This is a genomic window from Shewanella sp. ULN5, from assembly GCF_030731885.1.
GTDB classification, from domain to species: domain Bacteria; phylum Pseudomonadota; class Gammaproteobacteria; order Enterobacterales; family Shewanellaceae; genus Shewanella; species Shewanella holmiensis.
In genome coordinates, this window is the sequence record NZ_JAPJEE010000002.1 from 304,912 (window position 1) to 320,347 (window position 15,436).

Annotated in this window: 22 protein-coding genes; 14 read left to right on the forward strand and 8 right to left on the reverse strand. The window is 41.5% G+C overall.

Going from position 1 to position 15,436, the window contains the following annotated elements:
- Nucleotides 1-21: 21 nt before the first annotated feature.
- On the reverse strand, nucleotides 22-219 hold the full coding sequence (locus ORI98_RS03445; RefSeq protein WP_261298784.1) for a Cro/CI family transcriptional regulator: 198 nt from the start codon (nucleotides 217-219) through the stop codon (nucleotides 22-24).
- Nucleotides 220-336: 117 nt separating this feature from the next.
- On the opposite strand from ORI98_RS03445, the gene ORI98_RS03450 reads away from it, so the two are divergent.
- From ORI98_RS03450 to ORI98_RS03505, 12 genes are all read left to right on the forward strand, one after another.
- Nucleotides 337-1,029 (forward strand): helix-turn-helix transcriptional regulator, encoded by a 693-nt coding sequence (locus tag ORI98_RS03450; RefSeq protein ID WP_306134251.1) that lies wholly within the window; start codon nucleotides 337-339, stop codon nucleotides 1,027-1,029.
- A 354-nt stretch (nucleotides 1,030-1,383) separates the two neighbouring features.
- On the forward strand, nucleotides 1,384-1,833 hold the full coding sequence (locus ORI98_RS03455; RefSeq protein WP_306134253.1) for a GNAT family N-acetyltransferase: 450 nt from the start codon (nucleotides 1,384-1,386) through the stop codon (nucleotides 1,831-1,833).
- 499 nt (nucleotides 1,834-2,332) lie between these two features.
- Nucleotides 2,333-2,656: a hypothetical protein gene (locus ORI98_RS03460; protein WP_306134255.1), complete on the forward strand. Its 324-nt coding sequence runs from the start codon at nucleotides 2,333-2,335 to the stop codon at nucleotides 2,654-2,656.
- Nucleotides 2,653-2,811 (forward strand): hypothetical protein, encoded by a 159-nt coding sequence (locus ORI98_RS03465; RefSeq protein WP_306134257.1) that lies wholly within the window; start codon nucleotides 2,653-2,655, stop codon nucleotides 2,809-2,811. The genes ORI98_RS03460 and ORI98_RS03465 overlap by 4 nt, the downstream gene beginning before the upstream one ends.
- A gap of 8 nt (nucleotides 2,812-2,819) precedes the next feature.
- The gene (locus ORI98_RS03470) at nucleotides 2,820-3,155 is read left to right on the forward strand and encodes a hypothetical protein (RefSeq protein WP_306134258.1); all 336 of its coding nucleotides are present in this window, start codon (nucleotides 2,820-2,822) and stop codon (nucleotides 3,153-3,155) included.
- Nucleotides 3,156-3,176: 21 nt separating this feature from the next.
- Nucleotides 3,177-3,701: a hypothetical protein gene (locus tag ORI98_RS03475; RefSeq protein ID WP_306134259.1), complete on the forward strand. Its 525-nt coding sequence runs from the start codon at nucleotides 3,177-3,179 to the stop codon at nucleotides 3,699-3,701.
- Nucleotides 3,698-4,345, forward strand: a complete 648-nt coding sequence (locus ORI98_RS03480) for a hypothetical protein (RefSeq protein ID WP_306134260.1) — start codon at nucleotides 3,698-3,700, stop codon at nucleotides 4,343-4,345. Before ORI98_RS03475 ends, ORI98_RS03480 begins: the two co-directional genes overlap by 4 nt.
- Complete coding sequence (locus tag ORI98_RS03485) at nucleotides 4,342-4,605, forward strand: PapB/FocB family fimbrial expression transcriptional regulator (RefSeq protein WP_306134261.1); 264 nt, start codon at nucleotides 4,342-4,344, stop codon at nucleotides 4,603-4,605. The genes ORI98_RS03480 and ORI98_RS03485 overlap by 4 nt, the downstream gene beginning before the upstream one ends.
- The gene (locus ORI98_RS03490; RefSeq protein ID WP_306134262.1) at nucleotides 4,606-4,908 is read left to right on the forward strand and encodes a hypothetical protein; all 303 of its coding nucleotides are present in this window, start codon (nucleotides 4,606-4,608) and stop codon (nucleotides 4,906-4,908) included.
- Entirely contained in the window at nucleotides 4,905-5,147 is a 243-nt protein-coding gene (locus tag ORI98_RS03495) for a hypothetical protein (RefSeq protein ID WP_306134263.1), read from the forward strand. Before ORI98_RS03490 ends, ORI98_RS03495 begins: the two co-directional genes overlap by 4 nt.
- Nucleotides 5,148-5,268: 121 nt before the next feature.
- On the forward strand, nucleotides 5,269-5,565 hold the full coding sequence (locus ORI98_RS03500; protein ID WP_306134264.1) for a hypothetical protein: 297 nt from the start codon (nucleotides 5,269-5,271) through the stop codon (nucleotides 5,563-5,565).
- A gap of 31 nt (nucleotides 5,566-5,596) precedes the next feature.
- Nucleotides 5,597-5,809, forward strand: coding sequence for an AlpA family transcriptional regulator (locus tag ORI98_RS03505; RefSeq protein WP_306134266.1), 213 nt, complete (start codon nucleotides 5,597-5,599; stop codon nucleotides 5,807-5,809).
- A 279-nt stretch (nucleotides 5,810-6,088) separates the two neighbouring features.
- Here ORI98_RS03505 and ORI98_RS03510 read toward each other — a convergent pair whose 3' ends face one another.
- Nucleotides 6,089-7,210: a nitroreductase family protein gene (locus ORI98_RS03510; RefSeq protein ID WP_306134267.1), complete on the reverse strand. Its 1,122-nt coding sequence runs from the start codon at nucleotides 7,208-7,210 to the stop codon at nucleotides 6,089-6,091.
- A 284-nt stretch (nucleotides 7,211-7,494) separates the two neighbouring features.
- Nucleotides 7,495-8,682, reverse strand: coding sequence for a site-specific integrase (locus ORI98_RS03515; RefSeq protein ID WP_306134268.1), 1,188 nt, complete (start codon nucleotides 8,680-8,682; stop codon nucleotides 7,495-7,497).
- Between the two features lie 186 nt (nucleotides 8,683-8,868).
- Here ORI98_RS03515 and sbcB point away from each other — a divergent pair, with 186 nt between their 5' ends.
- The gene (gene sbcB, locus ORI98_RS03520; RefSeq protein WP_306134269.1) at nucleotides 8,869-10,290 is read left to right on the forward strand and encodes an exodeoxyribonuclease I; all 1,422 of its coding nucleotides are present in this window, start codon (nucleotides 8,869-8,871) and stop codon (nucleotides 10,288-10,290) included.
- Between the two features lie 63 nt (nucleotides 10,291-10,353).
- A complete protein-coding gene (gene cdd, locus ORI98_RS03525; protein WP_306134271.1) occupies nucleotides 10,354-11,244 on the forward strand; it encodes a cytidine deaminase in 891 nt (296 codons plus the stop codon).
- A 67-nt stretch (nucleotides 11,245-11,311) separates the two neighbouring features.
- Here the strand turns inward: cdd and ORI98_RS03530 are convergent, their stop codons facing one another.
- The 5 genes from ORI98_RS03530 to fabG form a co-directional block, all read right to left on the reverse strand.
- Nucleotides 11,312-12,184, reverse strand: coding sequence for an NAD(P)-dependent oxidoreductase (locus ORI98_RS03530; RefSeq protein WP_261298586.1), 873 nt, complete (start codon nucleotides 12,182-12,184; stop codon nucleotides 11,312-11,314).
- Nucleotides 12,185-12,214: 30 nt separating this feature from the next.
- Entirely contained in the window at nucleotides 12,215-12,703 is a 489-nt protein-coding gene (locus tag ORI98_RS03535) for an acyl-CoA thioesterase (protein WP_261298585.1), read from the reverse strand.
- Between the two features lie 147 nt (nucleotides 12,704-12,850).
- Nucleotides 12,851-14,089 carry a beta-ketoacyl-ACP synthase II gene (fabF, locus tag ORI98_RS03540; RefSeq protein ID WP_261298584.1) on the reverse strand — a complete coding sequence of 413 codons (1,239 nt, stop codon included), beginning with the start codon at nucleotides 14,087-14,089 and terminating at the stop codon, nucleotides 12,851-12,853.
- 195 nt (nucleotides 14,090-14,284) lie between these two features.
- On the reverse strand, nucleotides 14,285-14,518 hold the full coding sequence (gene acpP / locus ORI98_RS03545) for an acyl carrier protein (RefSeq protein WP_011865403.1): 234 nt from the start codon (nucleotides 14,516-14,518) through the stop codon (nucleotides 14,285-14,287).
- 163 nt (nucleotides 14,519-14,681) lie between these two features.
- A complete protein-coding gene (gene fabG / locus ORI98_RS03550; protein ID WP_188839939.1) occupies nucleotides 14,682-15,428 on the reverse strand; it encodes a 3-oxoacyl-ACP reductase FabG in 747 nt (248 codons plus the stop codon).
- Nucleotides 15,429-15,436: the final 8 nt, after the last annotated feature.

The following is a 15,436-nucleotide window of genomic DNA, read 5'->3' on the forward strand; positions in this document are numbered from 1 at the left end:
TCACAATCCTATAAAGTAAAACTAAGCAGCAGAGCTGATGGACGATCCAAGTAATGGTGACGTAACCTTTAGTTTCCCCTGCGTTAAAACCTCTATTTGATAAGCTCGAAGAATAGGTACCTCTTCGCCCCACTTAGAAATTGCAGGCTGAGAAACATTCAGTGCTTTAGCTAACGCACCTTGGCTACCAAAATGAGAAATTGCGGCAGCTGTCTTCATATAAACTCCAAATAATAATTAACCAAAATCATAATATAACCAAAGTTAATTAAACTCAACAATAAAATTAACTTTGGTTAGTGTGCAAGGTTATAACCTAAGTAATATAATTAACTTATGAAAACACTCGCCCAAAACATCCAAAACAAGCTAAAGGCTTCTGGTTTAACCCAAAAGGAACTAGCAGAACGCGCCAACATCTCACAGGTGATGGTGCACAAACTCATTTCTGGAAAAGCAAAAGAATCTTCGAAGTTAGTTGCTATAGCAGGTGTATTAGGTTGCACTGCAGAAGAGTTAATGTTTGGAACGAAGAACCCTGCACCATCGAGCAATGCGGAATGGGCAGGCCCAATGGAAACTTGGGACAGCAACACCCCACTAAATGATGATGAAGTAGAGATACCGTTTTATATGGAAGTAGAATTAGCCGCAGGACACGGCATTACGGAGACTAGCGAATATCATGGTCCAAAACTTCGCTTTGCAAAATCTACATTGCGAAAATCTAGTGTTGACTCCACCAAGGCAGCATGTGTGCGTGTTAGCGGTAACAGCATGGAGCCGGTATTACCAAATGGTTCAACCGTTGGCGTTGATACATCCCAAACAGACGTAATCGACGGTAAAATGTATGCCATTAATCACGATGGTATGTTGCGGGTAAAAACTTTATACAAGTTACCAGGTGGCGGTTTGCGCTTACGCAGCTTTAATACAGACGAATGGCCAGACGAGCGCTGCGAAGGCGATGACCTTAAACAGATTAAGATCATCGGTAAAGTGTTTTGGTATTCGGTATTGCTTTAATATAAACCAACATTATTTTGTCAAAAAGAGGGGCATGCCTAAAACGTTTCTGCCCCTTTTTCAGTTACAGGTGGTAAACAGCACAGATAAGTAACAAGCCAGTTGACCAACTTTTACTCATCGATAAATGATAGCTTCTTATTACTTTCGATAAGACATAAAAATCAATGCTCACCTTTCAATTTTTCGTGCTCGTTTATGTAGCACGGTTCTGGTAGAGTACTTATTAATCAATAGCTTTGCTGTGGCGAGGCTTAAATAATAGGTTTGTTAGATATGCATGCGCGTTTTGCCAAATAAATGCGCATGCGCACTATACTAAGACGTTAGCATTTCAGCTAGGTAGGAGTTCAATTGATAGTTCGTAAAGCAAAGCCTGAAGATGCTTTAAGATTGTCTGAATTATATAACCAATTGGTTAATAACCCTGCGGTAAAAGTGGATCCAGAACAAATACAGGCTCTTTATGACGATGAGCGTTCAATGCTATTTGTCTGTGAGTACCAAGGTGATGTTGTTGGGAGCGTGTTAGTTTCACTGTGTTCTGATGTTATGTTTCGTAAACAGCCGTTTGCTGTAGTTGAAAACGTTATTGTAGATGCAGTGGCTCGAGGCTTGGGTATTGGATCAACCTTATTTAAGGAAATTGAAGCTTTTTGCTTTAATAGTAATTGTTCTAAGATCATGCTGCTTAGTTCAGCTGAACGGTCAGATTCGCACACATTTTTTGAAAAACAGGGTTTTAAAGGGTCAGTAAAGCGTGGTTTTGTTAAGTATCGGACTGCATTCGCTGGTGCAAGTTAAAATGCTAATCGGGTAGCCAGAGGTATCTAGCCTCCAGCCCCCACACCACCCTGCATGCGGCTCCGCACAGGGCGGTTCATTTAGAATGCTTAACTTAAACTTTCTGTTTAAGCCTCTTGGTTTCGGGAGTGAATGCAATCTAGCTTTGTTAAGATAATCATTACTAATGGTAATGCGAAACGGAGGCGGTAGAGTTTCAACTCTAAATGGTTTCTGTCCAATAACGAGTTTGGTAGGCCTAATGTAGTGGCCAGTTTTTATTCGCCACTACACTGCCACCGTGGTAAACAATAGACACTATCTCACCCGTTCTAATTGAAGATCTTAACGTTTCAATCACACTCATAAACCTTCCTTAGTTCAATAGTTTATTTATAACACCAACCTTAATACAAGTTATAAAAAATCAATTAAAGAAAAAATAGTTAACCAAAGTTATTGACGAGTTAATTAACCAAAGTTATATTTAGGCCGTACCCAATTAACTGAGGACGGCAAAATGATACTGACAAACACCCCTACAACAGACAAGCAACGTGCGGAACACTTCCATCTGGTCAGTATCCGTTTTGCCTGCCTGCTCGCCACCAAACAAGACCCAATGGACTGTGAACGTGTTGCATTGCGTGTAGCAAAACTTGAACGCCAATTAATGCACAGCAACCCAAGCCAACTGTTCAGCAGCCAGTTTGAAAGCCAAGCCGGTGAACTCGGTGACAACCTCGCCATGCGTTACAACCACCACACTGGCCGCATCACCATCTGGCGCAATACCCCACTACACCAAACAGGCACGGTATTTCAGTTAAGGGCAAGTGTATGAGCGCCGCAATCGAATATTGCGACCGTGAAATAGCCAAGTGCAAAGACATGATCCGCACTTGGCCCCACGAAAGAGCCTGCCTAAACCGCTTAATTAATGGCTGGCAACGCACTAAGCAGCAGTTACAAAGTTCAATGGTTAAAAAAAATTTGTAGGGGGTTCTATGTTCTTTGTATTTGGTGTTAGCGAAACATTAGTAAAGAAGGCTGCAGACAAAAAATGCAGCAAGTTCACAGGTACTTATCCAAACAGGCGAGAGCTAACTATTGATGAATACCAGCAAAAGCTAGCTAAAACCCGTGACGAACTGTTTGCCAAAATGAAAGCTCAAAAACTGAGTCACGGCTTATCTACCCCCAGTTTAGCTAAGCAATATGCAGAGTTAACCAAAGCACAAGAACAGTGCCGCGACATTGAAATTAGATACAGAAAACCGACTGGCGCCATTAATCCTAAAACCAAAAAAGAGGTTTTGGAATGGGCCACTTACACAGTTTAACAATCGAAGAGAGCAGCGATTATGAGTTATTTCAAAATTACCAACGATAACGCAGTACAAGCATTTAAATCATTTGAAGCAAGTAAAGCGGTGTTGATTGAACAGGCTGAAAAATTGGCGACACACTTCGGTGGTAAACCTATTTTTAGCAATCACGTTCAGCGTATTTCATTTGCTGGTATCAACTTTCACAATTTCAATCAACTTGAAAATAATCATCTATGGATGAAGCCTAAAGCGACCAGTTCATTTGCTTCATCACCTAAATTCGGCAAACCGAAGGCAGCAGACCGCGAAGCGCTAGAAGCTATCAAAGCTAAATATAACGAAATGATGCCCGAAGAAGTGTCACGCGAATCGCTTCTAAAAGCTATCGGTACTGACTGGGGCAACTGTTTATTCACTCCTCTTTCGCTGTTTCTTCACAATGACGTTATTTATCTTAATACCCGCCTTGCTCTTACAGATGCAACAGAGATATTTGGCAGTGAATATGAAGTAGCTAAAAGCGCTTATGACACGGCTAAGATTGAGGTAGCAGCATGAGCTATCCACAAGTAATCAATGACCCTCGCTTAGATGGGTACACCCAAAGAATGCGCAATGGAAGCACTCAGACCTTTTACCACGGTGACGACCATCGTGACTTTGAGCGTTACCGTGCTGAGGGTGGCCCATCAAACAGCAGTGAGATAAAAATGCACGATAAACCCGACACTATCTATATCGAACCGCCTGAAAAGCACATTTACGCGGAGCTTATAGACGGTCAATGGTACTGGGTAAATGGCTGCGGATCATGTAACGGTAAACAGCGTGATTGGACGACATATATTGAATGCGACAAACACAACGTATGTGCTAGCTGTGGTTGTAGTCGTTCACAACTAACAGAGGCACCTTGGGGCGGTAAAAATGGTTGGGTTTGTAAACCATGCGCAGATAAAGAGGATACAGCTAGAAAGGAAAAGGCTTTAGAAAGAGTTGCTGATTATGAATATAACGAGTGGGATTTTTATAGTAATGATGAAATCACCTGTCCTCACTGTAAAGCAATTATTGAATCAGATTGTGATGATTATGAATGCGATAGTGACGATCGCGAGTGCCATGACTGTGGCAACACCTTTGAGCTAACAGCAGTGCACACTGTTACATGGACAACTAAACGCAAGGATGAAGCAGCATGAAATACCTAATCCAAGGCGGTGAAAGCGCTGAACGTTTGCAGCTGCTATTGCAACTCACCAATATTGAGTCAGACAACATCAAAGCAGCATTGCATGATCACTTTGTTACTGGCCACCAAGATAACGTTGCCGCCATTCGTAACGAGGTTAAAAAATCAAACCTATCTCGCGCCATGAAACGAATAGAAGAAGTGGCCAACACCGTTGAGCAAATCAAAGAGCTCGATTGGCAAAAGCTACATATGGATAAGGTGGCATAAATGAAATCTAAAGCAGCGTTTAACCATATTTTAGGCCACTACCGCGCCCAAAAAATGGGACTGCCAATAAAAATGCATAGTAATGACAAAATTGGAATCGCTATAAAACTGGGCGCACTTGATTGTCTTTACTGGCAAGCACTTGGGAATGGATTAACTAACCTAGCTAAAGGGATTGGCAGAACGATTATTCATTCTTACAAGTACCATCAAGTGAGGTTACCTGGCCACCCTATCACGGGCTATCAAGTTAACGGTTACCCAAAGATGGACTTAGCAGTGTTATCGGGCGGTGCAGCATGAACAAAATAACCAAAACATTCAGCACTCAACAAGGTGTAGTCACTATATCAGAGCCGTTCTTTACGCTTATGCATGACCATCAACAGATTGAAGTGACCTACAAGCCTAACAACTATAACGGCTGGGGAATGTGCAAAACCTTCAACGCCATTGAGGTTAATAACTTCAGCCAAGCCGATGCCGAGCTATTTGCCAGCACCGCCGATTCAAAACTACGCATACAGGGGCAAGCAGCATGAAAAAGTCAGACGTTATCAAGGAAGCATTAAAACAATGGTACGCCCTGCCACGTGATCAGGTCGGTTCATGCCAACAGTTCATGAAAACGCTAGCTGAAAGGCTGGCTAAGGAAGGCAAGTGATGAGCGCAGCTATAGCGATAATTCAAAGTGATTTAATCGAACATTATTATCTAGCACAGCATATGAGCTATCAGCATGTGGCAGCAAAAGTCGGCATTTCTGAATATCAGGTAAAACGATACTTAACCGATAAAGGCCTATCTAGAACACGCAAACAAGCAACATCCAAGGCCGCTAGAACGATGCGTTTAAAAGCAGCAAATCAGGCGTTCAGCCATTACGACATTCAAGAACAACGGGAAGCCCGAGGATTTACTAAAGCCATTGAGCTGGTACATCAACGCGCTTATCGCTAACAAACCATTAAACTCATATTGGAGAGCCAACATGTCATCTTACACAGCCATAAGACAACCCGTACTATTTCTTACCACGTCAGAAGTAATGACTCGCTATCGTATCAGTTCAAGTGCAACACTCTGGAAGTGGCGAAGAAAGATGGGGTTTCCACAGCCCATTCATAACGGCAGGTTTTACAATTTAGCAGAACTTGAAAAATGGGATGAGTTGCAAATATCTCAGCAACAACCTTGCCTGTAACCATGTTCGCTAAACATACAAAAGCCCCAAATATTGGGGCCTTAATTTATGAAAAATGATTTAGTTATCTGATTAAAGTTCTTAATATTAAGAAGGGTAACGCCCGGCTCACCGAGCAAAATTTTGATGGCGGCTTTTGTGCGTGTTTTTGCACAAAAGGTGACAGCGGAAATTTGTCCGGTGCAGCCGCTTGTTAGGTGCCCATTACGCTTGAATAACATACTGACCATATAGGTTTTAAGTGTATCAGAGCTCAATAAAACCACCTGCTAAGGGGTTTCAATTAACTACCCAGCTGATGTCGTAGCGTGGCAGCTCAGGAGCTGCTGTAATAGGTGGCAGAACTTTAAAATGACCGCGCATATTCAAAGCCTCACAACCTGTTTCCCAGTTTGCAAGCCAGATACCAAGTGCAACAGCGGCATAATACCGCGAGCTGATGGAGGTGAAGAAATCAAAACGAATGATGTTTTCTTCACCATTTTCCTGCTCTGTTATTGCGACACAGCGAGTAGTTTGCCCATTGTATGACGACGGTGACCACTGGCAAACCTCATAACAACGTCCATAAAGACTATATGGATTGGCTTGAGTATCCAATGGTGTACTAAGTGACGGGTCGGAAAAAAACAGTTCCGATAATGGTAAACGTTTATGCATTAAGCGATTAAAGAAGCGAATGAATAATGGCTTATACATCGAATCATAGCCGATTGCACAAACACAAATGACATGATCGTTTTCTGGGTCGATCTTGTCATCTAGATGTTGCAGAATGCTTTTATTATCGGCGCCTGGCCCTATCCAACAAGTCGCAATACCCATGCGAGTTGCTTGAATCACAATTTTTTGCAAACTCCGACCAACATCAATGATTGATAAGCGGTCATATTCCTTTGGGGCAACGGCTACCAAAAATTCGTGCGCACCAACAACGGGCCAAACGATTAATGGTGCCTTGATATATTCAAATCGAATAGGTTTTTGCCCAAGTAGTTGGTTTTCTTGAGTATGAAACTGAACCGCCTTGAGTAATTCAGCATGATGATCGGCTGTTAAATTACGAGATTGAAATGAACGGCATGATTGACGTGATCGCATCAAATCAAATGCATCGAGATGATTTTTATTGGGAGGTATTTTTTCGGTGGGGTGTAATCCATATTTAACCATGATTATCGTGCCAACCAGCGCGATACTCAACAATGTAGCTAAACCAAGTGGTAACCAAAACAACAAAACTTGCCAATGCCCAATTAACCAACCGACTCCAGTAATCAGCAGTAGTATCGATATCCATGCTGCATGAATAATATATTGTAACCAACCACTAAATTGAAGCCTCAGTTTAAGCTTCCATAGCGCACTATCTTCAAAGGACCATTGTTTTTCTAATGGCATATAAATCCCCTATTAAAATAATTTTTGCTAAAATCAACTTTTGATAAAGTATGAACGATCTCTGACTAAGTGGCACCTAACGCTTATTTAAGGGCTCGCCCGATAAAACCGGCCAGTCAAGTTATTGATTTACATCATGCCACATTAGCTATCCTATTGATGTAAATCAACTTTATTTAACTAAAATTACAGATAAAAGCGAGCTTGCGCGATAAAGGTGGCTAAAAATGATAGCCATTCCTTTAAATACCTAATTATCAGCATCGTAATTTAAGGTAGATTATTTACTCATCAGTACCATTCAATTCACCCATAATCATTTCACCCCAGCACGCATAAGCAGATGCTTGTTCTTCTAACCAGTCATGTTTGTTGTAAACGGCCATAACCCCGCCCAGTTTATGGCCGAGCATTTTTTCAGTTACATGTGGTAAAACACCCTGCTCAGACATACGGGTAGAGACCGTTCGCCTAAAATCATGTAATCGCCATAAAGGGATATTAATATCAGGTCTGATAACGCGTACAAATTTATTAACTGAAGCTAAACCCAAATGCTTACGCATATCATTGGGTGCGGGGAACGTCCATTTTGAGCGATATATCCGCCACTGCATATTCAATAAATTAAGCAAAGGCTGACTAATCGGACGACGGATAGGCTGGTTTGTTTTACTATTTTCGGCTGGCACAGTCCAAATCAAAGACTCTAAATCAAAATCTTCTCGTTTGGCCTTTAACAATTCGCTGATTCTAGCGCCAGTTAACATACATGCTTTGATTGAATTAGAAACTGATTGAGTTGCACGGCGCTTGTCTATTGCTAACCAAATTAAACCACATTCTGCCGTCGTCAATACCCGAGAACCAACCTGAGAAACAGAACCGACATCAGTAATTCTTAGCTGAAGAACATCAACATTTGAAATTATCATCCGTCTAACGCACCAGCTTAAAATCGTTTTTACTTGTTTTAAAACGGCACCGGCAGTCACCCTGCTCTTTTTTGCTATTTCATCAAAAAATGAAATCCATTCTGCCAAGCTGATTTTTTCAACCACTTTATCTTCAAAAGCTTTGTATAAATACACTCGAAAACAAGATTGATAAGTTGCTATCGTGCCAGGCTTAAGCGAGTAGGCATACTTAGTTAAAAACTGTTCGCAGCAAAACCGAACAGTAACTTTGCCTAATTGGGTATTGCGCTGTTTCCAATACACTCGGGGATCTGTATCATTTGCTAAGGAACCACGCAATTCAGGCACAAAGCTGCGAGCTTCAGCAATTTTTACATCAGGGTAACGGCCTAACGTTACTCTTGAGTTTTTACCGTGAAGTCGAAAGCGATACTGCCATGAAATAACACCCTTTGGGGTAATTCTGACACTTAGACCATCACGATCTGACAACTCTGCTTTTCCGTTGTATTCTTTACCAAGAATTGAACGTAATTTACTATCAGATAAAGACATTTTTTCGACCTGTGTACATAATAATTTGAATTTAGTTACATTCGAGAATAGATAAAAAAATATGTACGCTCAACTGTACACAGTTAGCGTTGAAGCCATCGAAAAGACAAGAATATGAAGCAAAAGAGAATGAAGGTTATTATCTCATTATATCAGCATGTTAAATCAAAAAATTAGACATATTAAATGAAGCAAAATTATAGCGAAGCACCAACACTTTTCTGGCACGATTATGAGACTTTCGGCGCTAATCCCGCTAAAGACCGTCCATGTCAATTTGCCGGCATTAGAACTGACCTTGACCTTAACATCATTGGCGAGCCAGAAACGTTTTATTGCCAAGTTGCTCCTGACTACCTGCCCTCTCCTGAAGCAATATTAATCACAGGTATTACACCACAATTAGCTAACAACAAAGGCATGCCTGAAGCTGAATTTATGCAGCGAATTAATGGTTTATTCAGTCAGCCAAATACCTGTGTTGTTGGTTATAACTCATTACGCTTTGACGATGAAGTCAGTCGCTATGGTTTTTACCGTAACTTTATTGATCCCTATGCAAGAGAGTGGCAACAAGGTAACTCACGTTGGGATTTAATTGATTTAGTGCGTGCTTGCTATGCTTTTAGACCGGATGGAATAACATGGCCGCAAAAAGAAGACGGCTCTCCAAGCTTTAAACTAGAACAACTTACGGTAGCCAATGGCTTAAGTCATGAAAAAGCGCACGACGCGATGTCGGATGTGTATGCCACCATTGCCATGGCAAAGCTTATTAAAGAACAACAACCTAAGTTATATGACTATTATTTCAAGCTAAGACGAAAACAAGCGGTTAACGACCAAATTGATGTACTAAAAATGCAACCTTTGGTGCATGTAAGCTCAAAAGTCAGTGCGTTAAATGGCTGTACAACATTAATCGCGCCAGTGGCTTATCACCCTACCAACAAGAACGCGGTTATTTGTGTTAATTTGGCAATGGATATCTCACCATTACTCACCTTAAGTGCCGCTGAGATTTCTGCTCGCATGTATACGTCTCGAGCAAATCTAGCACCTGATGAGCTGCCTATACCGATTAAGCAAATCCATATCAATAAATGTCCGTTTATCGGTTCGGCCAAGTTATTAGACGATGAGGTTGCTTCACGATTACAGATTGATAAAGACTTCGCAAGAGAGCAGTATAAACGATTAAAAAATGCTCCTGATATTCGTGAGAAATTGAATGCGGTGTTCGAAATTGAATCCGATAGAGCTGAAATAACAGATCCAGATTTGATGCTATATAGTGGCGGTTTTTTCAGTCATGCTGACAAAGCAAAAATAGATATCGTCCGCAATACACACGCTCAAAATTTAGCTGCTCTGGAATTACAATTCGATGATCCACGCATTAATACCATGCTGTTTCGCTATCGAGCCCGTAATTATCCACAAACATTAAGCCATCAAGAAAGCCTTAAATGGCGAGAGTTTTGTCAACAACGCCTAATGGATGCAGATTATGTGATGCGTCTCGAAAACTTGGTTGAAGAAACCAGCGACAATGAACACAAACAAAAGCTATTAAAAGCCCTATACCAATACTTACAATCACTCTAGTATATTGATAATAGCCATACACTTAAGTTCAAATATGAAGAGTTTCATTTAAGGACAAGGGAAATGCAAAACAGATTTATAGACAGTATTAGTCAACTTTCAAAGTCATTATCAACGGCATTAGTGCCATTATTAAATGATGACTTTTGCGGCCATATCGATGCTAATCAATTATCGGTGCTTATCGATAAAACTAAACTGACCGAACAGGAGTTATTGCTAGCCTTGTTGCCTGTGGCTGCTGCATTAGCCAGCCCTAGCCTAAGCCAATTTTTTGTAGGCGCAATTGCTAAAGGTGGCAGTGGCGATATTTATATGGGAGCCAATCTAGAGTTACCAGGTGAAGCCCTATTTCATACTGTTCATGCCGAACAAAGCGCTATTAGCCATGCATGGCTGAGCGGTGAAACCCAAATTGTCGATATTGTGGTAAATTTCAGCCCTTGTGGACATTGTCGCCAATTTATTAATGAACTCGTTGATGGTAGTAAAATCAATATTCATTTACCTGGTCAAGCTACTGCACCACTAAGCCATTATTTACCCTATGCCTTTGGGCCAACAGACTTAAATGTAACCCGACCATTACTATCAAAAAGTAATATTGAATTCAATTTAGAATCAAGCGATCCACTGATTATTGAAGCATTAGATCAAGCTGGATTGAGTTATGCCCCTTATACAAATTGTCATGCCGCGGTTGTGCTTGAAACACATGATGGCGCTACATTTTGTGGCCGATACGCTGAAAATGCCGCCTTTAATCCATCGATGCAACCTATGCAAATGGCATTATCAAATTTGATTAGACATAATCGTGATTATAGCGACATCAAACGCGCGGTATTAATTGAGTCTTCAAAGGGGCAAATAAGTCTTGTAGGCGCCGCGATGGATGCATTGCACACTATTGCTGCTGTCGAACTCGAACATATTGTTGTCGACCCAAGCTAACCTTGATTTCACTAATAAAAAGGACTGCATCGCAGTCCTTTTTATTAACATTTTTACATTATCAAAATTAACGGTTTTTCTCTAAACGCGCCAATAGACTTGAGGTATCCCAACGATTACCTTTCATTGCTTGAACATCTGCGTAAAATTGATCAACCAATGAAGTTACAGGTAAAGTCGAACCATTGCGACGGGCTTCATCTAATGCAATCCCTAAATCTTTACGCATCCAATCAATCGCAAAGCCAAAATTGTATTCACCTTGCCACATGGTTTTATAACGATTTTCCATTTGCCAACTTTGCGCAGCACCTTTGCTAATGACTTCGATTACTTTCAAACCATCAAGGCCAGCACTTTTTGCAAAATGCAGACCTTCAGCTAAACCTTGCACAACACCGGCAATGCAGATTTGATTAACCATTTTAGTTAATTGGCCTGAGCCTACGGGCCCAAGTAACTCAGCACATCGGCTATAGGCTGCAATAATCGGCTTAACAATTTCAAACGGGGCTTGATCGCCGCCCATCATCACTGTCAAAACGCCATTAACAGCGCCAGCTTGACCACCAGAAATTGGCGCATCTAAAAAGGCAATCTTGTTGGTTGCTAAAACAGCATGTATTTCACGTGCTACATCGGCAGAAGCGGTAGTATGATCAACCAAAATACTACCAGGTTGCATACCATGAATTGCACCCTCTTCACCTAATACCACTTGGCGTAAGTCATCATCATTACCAACACAGGTAAACACAATATCTTGGCCGATAGCGGCTTCTTTAGGTGTCAGCGCTGTTTTACCTTGATACTCCTGCGCCCACAAATCAGCCTTAGCTTGAGTACGATTATAAACGGTTACCTCATGGCCTTTGCTGACTAAATGTCCAGCCATTGGAAAGCCCATTACCCCTAACCCTAAAAATGCAACCTTAGCCATAACTCCCCCATCAGTAATGTATTATTTTGTTTATTCTACAATAGGTTTTACGTGTGCTTCCATTTCTGCACCAATGCGTTTACGCATATCCATTAGGCGTAATGCTGAATCGCGCAGACGAATATCATCTTCTGTTTGTGGGATCCATTCTGGCACGCTAGTCGGCTTACCTTCATCATCTACCGCGACCATAATAACAATACAGTGAGTGGTTAAATGACGTTCAGAGAACTTGGGGTCGCCGGCTTTTACATCAATTGCCACGTGCATAGACGAAGTACCGGTGTAAATAATTTTACCTGTGACTTCAACAATGCTACCTACATGAATAGGCTTAACAAAACGGATCCCGCCTGCGTATACGGTAATACAATATTTACCACTCCAACCTGCGGCAGAGGCGTAAGCGGCTAAATCGATCCACTTCATTACGGCACCGCCGTGCACCTTGCCACCAAAATTGACGTCAGCAGGCTCTGCTAAAAACCTAAGCGTAAGTTGTCTGTCTACACCAGCCATAATGTTTATCCTCGAGAATATATTAGTTGCAGTTTACGCTATACCTACAAGTCTGCGAAACGGAAAGTTGCGCTAAATTGTTTTACCCTATAAAAAAGGGAAGATAAGTATCTTCCCTTCAATCATCAAATTAACTCTGATCTATATTTAGATTTTTTTGAATAATAGCGAGCCGTTAGTGCCGCCAAAACCAAATGAATTACACAAGGCATAATCAAAAGTATGCTTTCGTGAAGTGTGAGCCACAAAATCTAAATCACAACCTTCATCTGGATTATCTAAATTGATGGTAGGTGGAATATGTTGGTCTTGCAGAGCAAGCAGAGTAATAATGGCTTCAACTGAACCTGCTGCACCCAATAAATGACCTGTCATTGATTTAGTTGAGCTAACTAATAAATCATAAGCATGTGCACCAAAAACCGATTTAACCGCCGCGGCTTCAGCTTTATCACCCGCTGGAGTTGATGTGCCATGCGCATTGATATAACCCACAGCTTCTTTTTCGATACCTGCATCATTGATGGCATTTACCATAGCTGCAGCTGCACCCGCGCCATCGGCTGGAGGCGAAGTCATGTGAAATGCATCACCACTCATACCAAAGCCAACTAGCTCACCGTAAATTTTAGCGCCTCGGGCAACAGCGTGTTCGTATTCTTCCATCACTAATACGCCTGCACCATCGCCGATAACAAAACCATCACGGTCTTTATCCCAAGGGCGGCTTGCGGCTTGATAATCATCATTACGTGTCGATAAAGCTTTTGCAGAGCCAAAGCCTGCAATGGCTAAAGGACAGGTCACATCTTCTGCACCACCGGCAATCATGACATCAGCATCACCATAAGCAATCGTACGCGCCGCAAAACCAATATTGTGTACACCGGTAGTACAGGCCGTTGTGACAGCAAAGTTAGGGCCAGTCATGCCATACATGATCGACAAATGACCAGAGATCATATTAATAATGGTACTGGGTACGAAAAACGGTGACACTTTACGAGGGCCACCGTTAAGCAATGCACTGTGGTTTTGCTCGATTAACGGCATACCGCCCATACCCGCACCAACAGCTGTACCTACACGCTCAGGTCTCTCCTGAGACATATCTAATCCAGCATCGTTAATGGCTTGAATACCCGCAGCAACACCATATTGGATAAATAAATCCATTTTACGGGCATCTTTCTTAGTTAAATATTGCTCAATATCAAAATTTTTAACCGAACCACTGAAACGCGTACCGTATTCAGTTGCATCAAATTTTGTAATGGGGGCTATACCGCTTTGGCCAGCAAGCAATGCTTTCCAAGATGATTCGACATCATTACCCACTGGAGTGATTAATCCAAGACCAGTAATAACAACACGACGTTTAGACATGATTTTCACCTTTTAAATACACTATGCCAAATAGTCTAGCAACGGCGATTAACCGAAAGGAGAAATACGAAGACAGGTTAACCTACTAGAACAGGCGTTTTTATATGATTTGTTTATAACGATTAAATTAAAAATGACGAGTTCAGAAACAAAAACAGGCGACAATAAATGCCGCCTGTCTCTGTGAATTCTGGATTACTGATTCTTAGAAACGTAATCGATCGCTGCTTGAACAGTAGTGATCTTTTCAGCTTCTTCATCAGGGATCTCGGTATCAAACTCTTCTTCTAGAGCCATAACCAATTCAACGGTGTCCAGAGAATCGGCACCTAAATCGTCCACGAAAGAAGCAGCTGGTTTAACGTCTTCTTCTTTAACGCCTAGTTGCTCAATGATGATTTTCTTTACACGTTCTTCGATGTTGCTCATTAGTTCTCTTTCCTATTCAAATTACGCACTTGCGTAAGATTGCGAGTAGTTTATTCGATTTAGATAACATTGCAAGCTTAGATTTTGTGGTCTAACCACAAAGATATAAATCTACACTGTTTCTAACTCTGACTCAAATGAAGGTAGTTTCCTACCTATCGCTTTAAACCATGTACATTCCGCCATTCACATGCAATGTTTCGCCTGTGATGTAAGCGGCTGAATCTGAGGCCAAAAACAATACTGCATTGGCAATTTCTTGCGCTTGCCCTAAACGTTCCATCGGAACTTGTGACATAATAGCTTGTTGTTGCTCTGGTGTCAGCTCATCTGTCATATCTGTTTGGATAAAACCTGGAGCAATAGCATTCACTGTTATTTGACGAGATGCAACCTCTCTTGCAAGCGATTTAGTAAAACCTATTAAACCTGCTTTAGCAGCAGAATAGTTCACTTGACCTGCATTTCCCATCGTGCCAACGACTGAACCGATACTGATGATACGTCCAAAGCGCTTTTTCATCATAGATCGCATTACTGGCTTAGACAATTTAAATAATGAAGTAAGGTTAGTGTCAATAATATCTTGCCACTCATCGTCCTTCATTCGCATTAATAAATTATCACGTGTGATACCTGCATTATTCACGAGAATATCAACATCGCCAGCTTTTTCTTTGATCTGGCTATATAAATTGGCAACAGATTCACTATCTGTGACATTCAGCACAAGTCCGAAACCTTTATCGCCTAGGTAATCCTGAATCGCAGCTGCGCCTTTTTCACTGGTCGCAGTACCCACAACTACCGCGCCGGCTTGTACTAAGGTTTCAGCAATTGCGCGGCCAATACCACGGCTAGCACCGGTAACTAGGGCAACTTTACCCTCTAAATTAAAACTAATGCTCATTTTTATTC